This is a genomic window from Mesorhizobium sp. M2A.F.Ca.ET.042.01.1.1 (assembly GCF_003997405.1).
Taxonomy (GTDB): Bacteria; Pseudomonadota; Alphaproteobacteria; order Rhizobiales; family Rhizobiaceae; genus Mesorhizobium.
Map to the genome: position 1 here is coordinate 26566 of NZ_RZRX01000024.1, position 12615 is coordinate 39180.

At 59.6% G+C, this 12615-nt stretch carries 13 protein-coding genes; 2 read left to right on the plus strand and 11 right to left on the minus strand.

Annotation, left to right across the window (positions count from 1 at the left end):
* Positions 1-94: 94 nt before the first annotated feature.
* From EOA23_RS36060 to EOA23_RS06035, 10 genes are all read right to left on the minus strand, one after another.
* Positions 95-166, minus strand: coding sequence for a helix-turn-helix domain-containing protein (locus tag EOA23_RS36060; protein WP_245467364.1), 72 nt, complete (start codon positions 164-166; stop codon positions 95-97).
* A gap of 700 nt (positions 167-866) precedes the next feature.
* Positions 867-1448, minus strand: a complete 582-nt coding sequence (locus EOA23_RS06000; protein ID WP_287152319.1) for an alpha/beta fold hydrolase — start codon at positions 1446-1448, stop codon at positions 867-869.
* Between the two features lie 396 nt (positions 1449-1844).
* A complete protein-coding gene (locus EOA23_RS06005) occupies positions 1845-2144 on the minus strand; it encodes a ferredoxin family protein (RefSeq protein ID WP_024505235.1) in 300 nt (99 codons plus the stop codon).
* A 12-nt stretch (positions 2145-2156) separates the two neighbouring features.
* Positions 2157-3461, minus strand: coding sequence for an FAD-binding protein (locus tag EOA23_RS06010; protein ID WP_126080604.1), 1305 nt, complete (start codon positions 3459-3461; stop codon positions 2157-2159).
* A 10-nt stretch (positions 3462-3471) separates the two neighbouring features.
* On the minus strand, positions 3472-4581 hold the full coding sequence (locus tag EOA23_RS06015) for an electron transfer flavoprotein subunit alpha/FixB family protein (protein ID WP_126063815.1): 1110 nt from the start codon (positions 4579-4581) through the stop codon (positions 3472-3474).
* 16 nt (positions 4582-4597) lie between these two features.
* The gene (locus tag EOA23_RS06020; protein WP_126063816.1) at positions 4598-5449 is read right to left on the minus strand and encodes an electron transfer flavoprotein subunit beta/FixA family protein; all 852 of its coding nucleotides are present in this window, start codon (positions 5447-5449) and stop codon (positions 4598-4600) included.
* Positions 5450-5637: 188 nt separating this feature from the next.
* Positions 5638-6015, minus strand: coding sequence for a nitrogenase stabilizing/protective protein NifW (nifW, locus tag EOA23_RS06025; RefSeq protein WP_024505239.1), 378 nt, complete (start codon positions 6013-6015; stop codon positions 5638-5640).
* Positions 6016-6195: 180 nt separating this feature from the next.
* The gene (gene nifS, locus EOA23_RS06030) at positions 6196-7407 is read right to left on the minus strand and encodes a cysteine desulfurase NifS (protein WP_126063817.1); all 1212 of its coding nucleotides are present in this window, start codon (positions 7405-7407) and stop codon (positions 6196-6198) included.
* A 158-nt stretch (positions 7408-7565) separates the two neighbouring features.
* The gene (locus EOA23_RS35575; protein WP_165349961.1) at positions 7566-7736 is read right to left on the minus strand and encodes a hypothetical protein; all 171 of its coding nucleotides are present in this window, start codon (positions 7734-7736) and stop codon (positions 7566-7568) included.
* 17 nt (positions 7737-7753) lie between these two features.
* Positions 7754-8074, minus strand: coding sequence for an iron-sulfur cluster assembly accessory protein (locus tag EOA23_RS06035; protein ID WP_029356570.1), 321 nt, complete (start codon positions 8072-8074; stop codon positions 7754-7756).
* A 586-nt stretch (positions 8075-8660) separates the two neighbouring features.
* Between EOA23_RS06035 and EOA23_RS06040 the strand changes: the two genes are divergently transcribed.
* Positions 8661-9797, plus strand: coding sequence for a ChuX/HutX family heme-like substrate-binding protein (locus EOA23_RS06040; protein ID WP_126063818.1), 1137 nt, complete (start codon positions 8661-8663; stop codon positions 9795-9797).
* 156 nt (positions 9798-9953) lie between these two features.
* On the opposite strand, the gene EOA23_RS06045 is transcribed toward EOA23_RS06040, so the two are convergent.
* A complete protein-coding gene (locus EOA23_RS06045; RefSeq protein WP_126063819.1) occupies positions 9954-11186 on the minus strand; it encodes an MFS transporter in 1233 nt (410 codons plus the stop codon).
* A gap of 1307 nt (positions 11187-12493) precedes the next feature.
* Here EOA23_RS06045 and EOA23_RS06050 point away from each other — a divergent pair.
* The coding region (locus tag EOA23_RS06050) for a leucine zipper domain-containing protein (RefSeq protein ID WP_245474027.1) at positions 12494-12615 on the plus strand (122 nt) is incomplete at its 3' end.

Here is a 12615-nt window from a genome sequence, read left to right on the forward strand (position 1 = left end):
TGTCGCGCACAGGGCGCGCAAGACCACTGGCCTGACGATTGGCTCATCAGGCTCTTAGAATTTCCTTCACCTCGATACTATGCCGGCGTATCGCCTAGCCGACTTGTCGCAGCTTGAGGCCGAGAATTCGAGCCGCATTAGCCTGAACCCAGCCGGCCTTCTCCATTGTGTCGATCAGCCGTCACGCTCCGTCCGCCGCGGTCTCAGCCCCCGTCCGGCCGTATCGTTAGAATCGCAAGTGGCTATCTCGTGTTCAGGGGGCGCCGATGCGCCGAACCGGCATCGTGCTGGCCCGTGAGAGCTCGTCGATGACATTGCCACGTTCCGAAAGATTGGTTCCTTCCAGAGGAGAACGCCAAGCACGCAGTTCTCCGGCTCGGACGTTGCCGGGGAAATAGCATTGCGAGATCAGCTCAACTGCCGACGGCGCAAAGCCATGGTTCTCCATATTTCAAGGGTAAGCGCTGTGTCCTTCCAGGAGGACCCGCGATCTGTGGGCCTGCCGATTCTGAGGTGGATCGGAGATCGGCTTGTGTCTGAACTTGAACTTACGATTGACCCTGAGCGGCAGCCTCGGCGTTTTCGAGGGTGATCAACGGCGCTGTTGGTCGGCGGCATTGGTCGATGGACGACAAGGCACGGAGTCATTCCGAGACCCTGGAGCCGACGCGGTGATCTCGGAGGTTGCCCGGCGCTACGGGCTGCGGCCGCGGCGGAACGCTCGCAAGCTTGCGACGTCGGCAGGACAGGCCACTCCCGCCTAGTGGTTTCGGTGGCGCCACCGGAACGACCCGTTGGGCCTATCCGTGCACCAGAGCTCAAGGCCACGGCCTGAGAATCGGCCGCCGCTCACCCTACTTGGTTCCTCAGCCGACTGCGCTAAGAAGGAGAGCAACTTCCGTCGGCGCGAGGATCATTGCGTCGTGGCCAGTGGCGAGTTCCTGCCACGCCCAGCCATCCTGCTTCGCGACCCATTCTCGCGCTCCCGCCATCGGCGGGTGGAGTGGATTAGTGCAGACGACATAGGTTCGGGGTCTGCCGTTGCCGAGCGGGTGCTCGAGCTTAAGTCCGCTTTCGTAGGTGCCTGCCGGATGCGGTGTTATCCGGCGCCGCACCCAGTCCGTGAGCGAGTGTCCCTCGGGAATGCCGAATGCTGTTGGCGGCGGAGTCGGCATGAAGATACCCCGTCCTTCCTCCGCAACCAATTTTCGACGGGCCGCGACGATGTCGGGGGGCATGGTGCTGAATACACTTTGACCGCTCTCGACGATGGCGCTGTCGAGATAAACGAGATGGCTGATATGGTCGGGTATCCGGTCGGCGGCGCCGGTGATGCTGATGCCGCCTAGACTGTGACCGACAAGGATCACATCGCTCAGCTCTTCCGTCACAATGTGGTTGACGATGTCGGTCACGAATGTGTCGGGCGTGATGTCCTTGCACAGCAAACGTGCGCGTTCGCCGACACCTGGTCGGCGTGGTCACGTGGCATCCCATCTTGCGAAGATTGGCAGCCACGTCCCGCCAACACCATCCGCCATGCCAGGCACCATGCACTAGCACATACGTCTTTGCCATGGGTTGTGCCGTTCCACTTGCTCACCGGCCGTTGTGGCTGCCATCCGGCACGATGGCCGGGCGTTGTCCCAAAGGGGCTCGACCACGTGACCGGTGGTAAGTCCGGCGCACAGGGCAGCGCCGTGGCCTGAGGACACCGCTAACGAGTCAAGGAAATTTGAATTGCGAAAGGCCAATATTCACTAGCTCTTTGCAAGTGGATGGAGAGGCTCATGGTGTGCCGCAGTTGCTCGCTGCCGGCATGCTCTTGGCACGGTCCCGGCTGATCATCCGAACTTGAACAGGACACCAAAGCCGCCGCGCGGATAGTTCCACTCGATGTCGCCGCCTTTCTCGCACAATATCCGGCAGGTGCCGCATTCCATGCAGCCGTCGGCGGTGATCTCGACTTGACCCTTGTCATTCAACTCATAGCATTTCGCCGGACAGACGTAGGTCAACGCAAGCAAGTTCGCGCTTGGCTTGTCGTGCGGTCGCACTATAATATGGGGGCGGCCGGAATCGACCAGATAGCGGTTCTGGTAAAGTTTGTCCTCGACACGAACCTTCGTCACTGCGATCGTCATCTTGTACCCTCTTCAGCGCCATGCCAATGCCAGGCGGACCGCGTCGCTGACCAACCCCCAGCGCGAGCGCGCGTTGATGAAGGCGGCCGTGGTGTTCTTTTCCTTCTCGATCTTCGGCGTGCCGTCGACACGCATGAAGTTCTGAGCGGCATGCGACATCAGCCGCGGATAGCTGTCAAAAAAGTTGCTGGAATTGGTGTGGAGCAAGGCTGGCATGTCCTTGTATTTCTTAAGATCCTTGATCACAAAGGAGTCATCCAGCATCGTCTTGTAGAGCGCAAGGTTCGCTTTGGTCATAGGACCGTTGCGGCTTTTGACTTTGATGATCGCCTCAGCCGCGACACGACCCGAGGTCATGGCAAGGTTCGAACCCTCACGGTGAATGGCATTGTTCAGTTGCGCTGCGTCGCCGACGATGACCCAACCGTCGCCGAAGAGCTGCGGAATGGCCTTGTAACCACCTTCGGGGATAAGATGGGCGGCATATTCTTTCACCTCCGAGCCAGCGATCAGCGGCCGGATCGAAGGATGGTTTTTCATCGCATCCAGGAGGGCGGACGGGCTCTCCATCGTCGCGGCGAAATCCGAGACCAGGCAGCCGATGCCGAGTGATATCGACTCCTTGTTGGTGTAAAGGAAGCCGAGCCCGGCCATGCTGCGAGAGATCGTGCCCACGGCCTCGATTACGCAGCCTTCATCGCCCTTGACCCCGAACCGCTGGCCAATGACCTCTTCGGGCAAGAAATGCATTTCCTTGACGGCAAGCGCCACGGTCTCCGGCTTCGGCATCTCGCGCAGGCCTGCGCGAGTGCCAAGCAATCCCGACACCCCTTCTGCGAGAACGACCACATTCGCGAAGACCACTCCGCCAGCCCGGTCTGTGCGGACGCCGATCACCTTGCCATTGCCATCACGGACGAGTTCCGTCGCGGTCGTCTCACACAGGACCGTCGCGCCAGCCTCGCGCACCTTGCGGGAAAACCATTTGTCGAACTGGGCGCGAATGATCGTGTAGCGGTTGGGTTTCGCCTCATTGAAGTCGTCCGACCGGTAATGAATTCCGGTGTGAGACGTGTCGTCCAACACCCAAAGTCGCTGTTCGACCAGGTGCCGCTCGAGGGGCGCATCATCCCGGAAGTCCGGGATGATCTTCTCCAGCATGTTCGCGTACATTATGGCACCCTGGACGTTCTTAGAGCCCGGATATTCCCCGCGCTCCAACTGCAGTACCTTCAGCCCCTGGCTTGCCAAAGTGTAAGCAGCTGCGTTTCCAGACATGCCGGCTCCGACCACTATGGCATCGAATTGTTCAATCATGTCCTCTCCCTCAACTCGCAAGCTTGTCTCGACTGTGCGGCGACAGCCGCCGGGTGAAGGCTTCCGTCAGTGCGGGCAGGAAGCGGATTGCATCCGTGACGATCCCGAGGTGGGCGAACTCGAAAATCGGCGCGTTCGGATCGGTGTTGATCGCGACGATGAGATCGGCCCCCTCGACCCCAACTCGGTGCTGGATGGCGCCGGAAATTCCGGCCGCGATGTAAAGCTTCGGTCGAATGGTCTTGCCAGTTTGTCCAATCTGTCGATCAGCCGGCATCCAGCCCTTCTGGACCAAGGGGCGCGAACAGCCATGCTCGGCGCCGATCGCTCGGGCAAGATTCTTCACAAGCTGAAGGTTCTCCGCCGCTCCGAGACCGAGGCCTCCCGCAACCACGACATCCGCATAGGCAAGATTTGCCATTGCCGACTGGTTATCCGGTAGGAAGCCGAGGACTTTGGTGACGATATCGTCCTCAACGAGCGACAGCTTGTGCCGCATGACACGCCCGACCGGCTTATCCACCCGTTGCGGCATAGGCATGACCCTTGGTCGCACCGTCGCCATTTGCGGCCGGTAATTTAGTGTATAGATCGTACACAACAATGAGCCACCAAAAGTCGGACGGGTCGCGGCGAGTGAACCGTCGGAATCTACATCAAGTTCGGTGCAGTCGGCCGTGAGCCCCGTCTGCAGGGTCGTCGCTACCGAGCCTGCAAGATCCCTGCCCAGTGTGGTCGCGCCGAGAAGGAGGATTTCGGGTTTATGGGTATTGACCAGATCCGTGAGCGCCTTGGCGAACGGCTCGTTCCGGTAGTCGGCGAGCGGCGGCGCATCGACGATGTAGACAAGATCCGCCCCGTAAGCGAAGGCCTCGGCAACAGCGTCCTCGACCATCTCGCCCGGCGGTCCCAGCACGACGCCCGCGAGCTGGACTTCAAGCTTGTCGGCCAATTTGCGGCCTTCGCCCAGCAGTTCGAATGATACAGGATGCACATTGCCGCGTTCGAGCTCGAGGAAGACCCACACGTGCCGGTAGTCTTTGAAATGGTCGGGAAGTTCTTTCTTTACACCGGCACGGCCGGGGGCAATGCGAGGGGTGGTTTGGCTTGCGGTCGACATTTTCTGCTCCTGGCCGTCACGTGCCGCTGTTGAAGGCCAGCTCATGTTCCAGCGCCGGCCGGCGGGTTAAGATATCGGCGATGAGTTCATCGGCTATGTCCTGCAAGCCCCTTTCCGCGGTGTCGATCTGCGCCGCCCTTTCTGCCCGTGCGGTGGGGGCGAAAACACGCTTGACGACTGTAGGCGAGCCACGCAGACCGCACCGGGTGAGATCGTCAATGCCGGCGTCGGCTGCAGTCCACTTCACGACTTGCCTGCGCGCCGCGCACAGAGCCTGCTGGAGCGAGCCCCGGCGGATTTCGTTGGTGTCTTCCAGCATGGTAATGAGGCAAGGGAGTCTGCTCTTCAGCAACTGGGTGCCGCCTTCGGCGCGACGCGCGACTTCGATCTCTCGCGTATCGAGATCGATGGAGGCAATCTTCGCGACATAGGTAAGTTGCGATAAATCTAGGCGCTTGGCTATGCCCGGTCCGACCTGGGCGGTATCGCCGTCAATCGTCTGCTTGCCGGTGAAGACGATGTCCGGCCTGCCGAAAGTCTCCCCAATTTTTGCGATTGCTTGCGAAAGAGCAAAGGAAGTCGCCAGCGTATCGGATCCGGCAAAATAGCGGTCCGTCAAGAGAACTGCTCGGTCAGCACCGTAACCGAGCGCCTTTCGCAGCGAGTCCTCCGCCATGGGCGGACCCATTGTGAGCACAGTAACCTCGCCACCATGAACGTCGCGCAGTTTGAGCGCTTCTTCGAGGGCGAACAGGTCGTAAGGATTGATGATGGTCGGAACACCCTGACGCATGATCGTGTTCGTCACCGGGTGCACGCGGATCTGTGCCGAATCCGGCACCTGCTTGATGCAGATTACGATATGCATTGGCGGTTTCTCTAAGCTCCCAGTCCGGATTCGTGCTTGGCGGTTCGCCTCATTGCCTGCATCGTTCATGCCAAGTCGTCTTCCTGCCTCTATTCCAGAAGGTGGCTTCGTTTGCTTCCGAGGAGGCGTCATGAGGACTGGATTTGTCGACTTCTCGACATTGTCGCGTCGCAGCCGTGTCGGGCTCATTACTTTCCGAACCGCTTCAGTGCAGAGTCGAGCGGGACGAAGGCGCGGCCAGGTGCGGGACATATGTTTGGATCGTGGTCCCTTAGCACCTTGAACACACGTTGCGTGAGCGGCGAGGAAGTCGCGAAATCTTCGTAGGCGCGTTCCAGCTTGGCGCGCACCCGCGCGGCGATTACCTGGTTAGGCAGACCGGAGAAATCTTCTTCGGCAAGGTATTGGCCCACGCGCTTCATGATATGGAGCCGCGAGACATTCATCACTTTCGGGTCGTAGGAGACGCCAAGGCAGGCGAAGAAGTCCTCCGCGGCCGACAGGCCCTTCAGTCGCGCTAGGATATCGGTGCGATCGATCGGGCGGCTATCAGCGGAGCAGTTCATTGTATTCTCCCGGCGCGTAATTGTGGTGTCGATGCATTGGTGACATTGCTGACGGCGTGCCGACCTCTGGCACGGCGGCTGGGCAAGAGACTTGGCGATCTCAAGCTTTTCTGAAGTGGTGAAGGCGACCCCGAGTTTGACTGCTCTCCATTGCGCAGGGTCGTCACGTTGAGGAAGACCTCACGGCTCGTCGGCTATTGTGCCGCTCGGACCCGGGCCGGAATGAAGCTGTTCTGCACCTCGCCCGCACAGTCCAGCACTGGGAACGGCCCGTAGCTTCTCGGTGATCGCAGGCAGGACCTCAAGCACGCGGTCTACGTCATCTTCGCCGTTGTCACGCGACAAGGAGAAGCGGACTGCCCCACATGCCGCGTTCATAGCGATCAGAACATGGCTCGGTTCCAGTGAGCCAGAGGCACAGGCGGACCCGGCGGAACAGGCGATTCCCAGCCGGCTCAGGACAATTGGAATTGCATCGCCTTCGATACCTTCGAATCCAATGTTTGCAGTGTTTGGCAATCGCTCTTGCGGATCGCCGTTGATGGATGTGTTTGGGATGCGCTGGATGATCCCGTTCTCAAGGCGGTCGCGCAACCATTTTATTCGTTTTGTCTCGTCCATGAATTTCAAGGCGAGTTCGGCCGCCATGCCCAGTCCGACTATGCCGGGTGTGTTTTCAGTGCCTGCACGCCGGTCGCGCTCTTGGTGCCCACCCTTGATCATGGAGGAGAAGCGCACGCCACGTCTTACATAAAGCGCGCCTATCCCCTTTGGACCATGCAGCTTGTGGGCGGAGAGCGACAGCATGTCGATCGCGGTCGATTTCAGCTCAATCGGAAGCCTTCCGACCGCCTGCACTGCATCAGTGTGGAAAAGCGCGCCGACTTCCCTGGCTAGATCGGCAAGCTTAACCACGGGAAAGATCGTACCGGTCTCATTGTTCGCCCACATTATCGAGACGATTGCCACTTGTGGAGTGAGAGCGGTTCTGTAGGCGTCCAGGTCGAGCCGGCCGTGGTGATCGACTGGGATAATGTGCACCTTGACGCCGCGCGTCTTTTCAAGGTGCGCGCACAACTTCAGAACGGCCGGATGTTCAACCGCGGAAGTCACTATTTCCGTTCGGTCGGGCATCACCTCCAGCGCCGAAAGGATGGCTGTACTGTCGCTTTCAGTCCCGCCCGAGGTGAAGATGATCTCGTCCTCGAATCCCGCGCCGATGAGGGCTTGCAACTGTTGCCTCGCCTTTCTCACGGCTTCAGCAACCGATGCGCCATAGGCGTGCATGGACGAATGATTGCCAAATTGCTCCGTAAAGAAAGGCAACATCGCTCCAACGACTGCAGGATCAACCCGCGTCGTTGCGTTGTTGTCGAGATAGACAGGGTTCATGGGAGTGATCCTTCAACTGCTGAAATGATTCAAGGGTAGGCGGGCCATTGAACCTCTGGCGCATATCGTATCTGGTAAGGTGGGCGGCCGGGCGAGCGATGGCTTGGCTGACCGGTCGCTGTCGACATTGCCCTTTGGTGGCGGCATCTGCCGGGAATTCAGCTGTTTCGGGCAATTTTGTTTGCTTGCCCACGGCAACGATCGATGATCGCGATTTGGCGCATCACCGAACGCAATTGTTCCGGGCCGACAGTGCGTGTCGGCCGGTTCCAGAGCGCCGGCGGTGCCGGTTCGACGCAGTATTCCTTGGCGTCGCTATAGTCGAACATAGCCTGTTCCCTCGCAATCATTTGCAGGACTTGCCGCAGCCGCACGTCTCACGCGCATTGGGGTTATCGAAAACAAAGCCGGATGTTTCGAGCCCAGTGACGAAGTCCACGGTCATGCCGGCTGCATGGGGTTGGGAGCCTCTATCCATGAACACCTTGAGCCCATCTCGCTCGATGATCGCATCGCCCTCACGTGAGACGCTCTCCAGGCCCATTGAGTATTGGAAGCCGGCGCAGCCGCCGGCATGGACCATGATGCGAAATCCTTCCGCCGGCTCGCTGGCGCGGTAAAGAGCGGCCTTGATGGCGGCAACAGCGTTGTCGGTGAGCGTAATCATGGCTCGATTTCTCCTCGGTCCGACGTTTTCGCGGATCATCTCGCATGGACCGTGCCAAAGGGAAGACGTGTCAAAAACCGTAGGACATCCCGACGTCTCTTATGCTCGATTGCTGGGGAGACGTCCGACAACCGACACTTACTGTCGGATTTGTCGCGTCCGCGTCACAGGAAGGGCGCCTGAGTTCGCGATGCACTCACGCGTAAAGCAATGAACAGAGCCAAAGATGTTCAGAGCTTGCCGCGGAGCAACTGGCACGATTTTTGTGAAGCCTTCGTTGCGGCGGCAAAATTGCCGGCCGATTCACCTTTGGGTTGCCCTCGCAATCGAAGAACGAAGGAGAGCAATATGATCCATCAGACCCGCCTTGAGTGGGAAAGCAGCACCGCCGGTGGTACCCGAATGCTCGATCGGCCGATTGGCGCCGACCACCCAACAATCGCTCTCTACCGGCGATTGGCCGCTGACCGCCCGGAGACAGGATTCGACTGGCATGTGCCTGACGATCGATCGCGTCCGCCGTGCACACCCCTGAGGCCCGTTTTTCGATCGATCGTCAAAAGAAGAACGGGGCAGGGGTAAAAACATGGATCAGCGCAAGAAGCGGTCGCCCAACGAAATCCGGCGTGCGTGGGAAGTCTGTCCGAACATTCCCGCGCGTGATTTCGCAGCCCAATTGGCCATTTCGGAAGCGGAACTGGTCGCGGCCCATTGCGGTTTCGGCGCGGCACGCATCGACCCGCGCGTCAATCACGTTCTGACGGGCCTCGAATTCGTGGGCGAAGTGACGGCGCTGACCCGCAATCAAGGTGCCGTGCACGAAAAGATTGGCGTCTTCAACAGAGTGATAACCGGCAACAATCACGCCATGGTCCTTGGTGACGAATTCGACCTTCGCGTCTTCCCGCAAGCTTGGAGGTATGGTTTCGCTGTTGAAAGGCGCCATCGCGGCGGAATCCAGCGCAGTTTGCAATTCTTCGACGCCACCGGCGCAGCAGTGCATAAGGTGCATCTCAGGCCGGTCTCCAACCTTCATGCCTATCGAAAGCTGGTGGCCGAGCTCGTATCCGCCAACCAGGAGCCGACCATGTCGCTTAAGGCGAGAGTAGCCGACCTGGGCGCGAGGACTGCGGACTGGGCCGGCACGGTGGACGACCTACGCGAGCACTGGAGCCGGCTGACTGACGTCAACCTTCTAAAGACGCTCAAGCTCAGCCGCTGCCAGGCTTTGCGCATGGTCGGCCAGGATTACGCTTGGCTGCTCGACAATGCCGCAGTTGGCGCCGTGCTCCAGCGTGCGGCCGAAGACGAATTGCCGATCATGTGCTTCGTCGGCAACCGAGGTTCTATCCAGACCCATTCCGGCTTAATCAAGTCGGTCAAGCAGATCGGGCCGTGCATCCATGTGCTGGACGAAACGTTCCGGCTGCATCTCAGGACCCACCAAATCCGTGAGGTTTGGGCCGTGCGCAAGCCGACCAATGACAGTCACGTCACCTCGCTCGAAGCATATGGGTCCGACGGCAAGATCATCATCCAGTTGTTCGGTGCGCGCAAGGAAGGCGAACGCGAGCGCGACGACTGGCGGGTTCTGGCGGAAAACCTGCCTCGTTTCCCCGACAGCTACATGAGAAAAGACCGATCGTCGTCGGTGGGACGCCGGCGCCCATCTGCCTCCGCAGCCAGTAGCCGGGCATTGAAGCCGAGACCGGGGACACGATGACGCAATAAGCGCGCTGTATTATCGCAACGCGATGAGCAGGAAGCAATTTGGCGCTGCCCCATCGACCGCATGGTTACGACGAAGCCGCGGCCTTTGGGCCGAGCTCAGAGGTGGCAATAGCGTGAACGCCGCCGACCGTCACTCCCCACCAGGCGGTCAGGTTTTGCGGTTCGGGCCGAGCAAAAATACTGTCAAGACAGCGAGGAACGTGGCAACCGCGCTGTAGACAAAGACACTGGCAATACCCGTGTGATCCACCAATAGGCCACCGAAAGTTGTGCCGGCTGCGATGGCCACTTGGAAGGTTATGACCATCAGTACACCAGCGCTCTCGGCCTGTTTCGGAGCGGCGCGTAGCACCATCCATGTCTGCAATCCGACCGGGACCGCGCCAAAAGCAAAGCCCCATACGGCAACTGCAATTGCCGAGGTCAAGGCCGATGCTCCCATAGTCAGGAGCGAGACAGCGGCTACGGCAATGAGCAGGGGCGGCAGGGCCGCGACCGCCTTGAGACTGTGTTTGGTGAGGAATGCGCCGGCTAAATTGCCGAAGACGCCGGCCGTGCCAAAAGCAAGGAACACGAGCGGGATTGACTTCTTTTCGAGCGCAGGAACGCTCTCGAGAAAGGCGCGGATGTAGGCGAAGCTGGCAAAATGGCCGGAAGCGACCAATAGCACGACTAGCACCGCAACCTTCATCGCCGGATTCTTCGCGACATCCAGCGGACTGCGGAATCTGCGCACTTCGATCGGAGGCAGTGGCGGAATGGTTACGAGTTGCACGAGCAGCGCAACGGCACTCACGATTGCGGCGACCTTGAACGAGGCTCGCCATCCCCAAATGTCACCGACATAAGCGCCGATTGGAGCCGCGCAGACGGAGGCGACAGAAACGCCGGTGAGGATGATCGACATGGCGCGCGGCATGAGGTGACTTGGAACCAGCCGCATCGCCAACGCTGCCGAAATAGACCAAAAACCACCAAGCGATATGCCAAGGACGACGCGTGCCGCCAGCAAAACCGGCAGCGACCCCGCAACCTCTGCCAGAACGTTCGACAGGATCAGCAGGAGCGTCATCGCCCAGATGACGACCCTGCGGTCCAGACGCTTTGTCACGATGGCGATTATCGGTGCCGAGATCGCCGCGACGATTGCGGTCGCTGTTAGCGCCTGTCCAGCCGTGCCCGTGGTGATACGGAGATCATGCGCGAGCGGTGTCAGAACGCTGGCGGGCAGAAACTCTGCCGTCACAAGCCCGAAGGTGCCGAAGGAAAGCGAAATGATGGCACCCCATGCAGGGCCAGAACGTTGATAGGGACTTTCTGGGTCAAGCCGATCTCGGTCGAACAAAGCCGCGTCCACTAAATCTGTCGCCGATTCGGTCATGAATGAGTTCTCCGGCTAGGAGCTGTTGCAGCAGGGGTGGCTACATCGCCGGGGATCAAAGCCGCGAGACCTTCCGGCGGCGGCCAGTCGGCATCAGTCGAGGCCTCGGCGCCCGACGCATCCGAGGCCTCATCGGAGGGCCGACGGACCCAACCGTCGACAATGCGGGAGAGTTCTCGGCGCGGTCGCATCGATCGCATTCGTCGAAGTGCGGTCTGTTCACTGCGAACCAAGCAAGCCGAACGCGGTGTCCTCGATCGAGGCCTTGATGGGGGGATGATCGACGATCTCTATATTGCTTTGAAGCAGGAAGTTCCGTCGCCATATGTGGTTATCCTGGCAGCCAGAATTGAGCGGTTGTCGCAAGCACCAAGGCGGTCGCAATGAGTGCAACGAGGCGGAAGTCTGATCGATGGCTGCGGTTCGATGGCCGCGCGATCGACAAAATTGAGGTGATGAGTTATCCCTTTTGAAGCCGTTGCTCCCAATTCTGGGATAAGGTAATTGCAGGCGGTCCCAGCAACGTCGGGCGGCCTTTTTGGTGATCGAATTCATGGGACGACACTCTCGGTCCGTGACGCATCTGCGAATGACTCCGCAAGTTCCGTGCCATCAACGACAAATCTGGCTCTGCTGAGCGGGTGGTGGAGGCACGAGCGTGGGCTATCCCAAGAGCTTGCCGCAAGGTTGTTCGAAGTTGAGGTGCCGGATAGACCGCAAATATGTCGGGCGGCCTGGGGTTGGCCAACACGAAGATGCGCAAGTTCAAAAGGACGAGCTGAACCCTTGCCGATATCCATCCGAGGCTGATCTGGAGAAGGTCAAGAACTGCGTCTTGAAGGCTTCCGCCGCACCGGCAAATGCTAAGCCAAGGTGCTGGGCAAGATGGACAGGGCCATCCAACCCGTCGACTGGACGCTCATTAATGGCGTCGGTGTGGCTCTGTAGCTGGCGAGAAAAACGCCCTGCTGAAAGACAAAAGCTCGTGTGGCCGGCTCTGAAGGACGGCCAGTGAGGCAGGCGAGGAGAGGCTATAGCCCATTCGTGTAGACTGATCTTGTCCCACGGAGGCGGCTAACCACCCCGCCAGACATCATCGAGGGGAGCGCCACTAGGCTTACCCCAAGTGTTGGTCATTTCCACCTGGGTGACCTCGGCCAAGTCACCAAGCCGCTTAGAGCAAGCTTTCGAACTGGATGCTCCCCGGGCACATGATCGGCTAGCTGTGAGCTTTCGGGAGGTTGTCCATTCGGACCGGACCGAGGAGACTGGAGTTACCACGCTTCAGCATCCATCGGAGGATCCGAATGAACATCCATAAGAATGCCCGTCTCACACCGCTGCGTCGAGAGGAGATGGCGCTGTCGGTGATAGAAGGCGCTTTCTCCAAAGCCCATGCGGCGCGTGTCTACGGCGTGTCGGCCAAGAT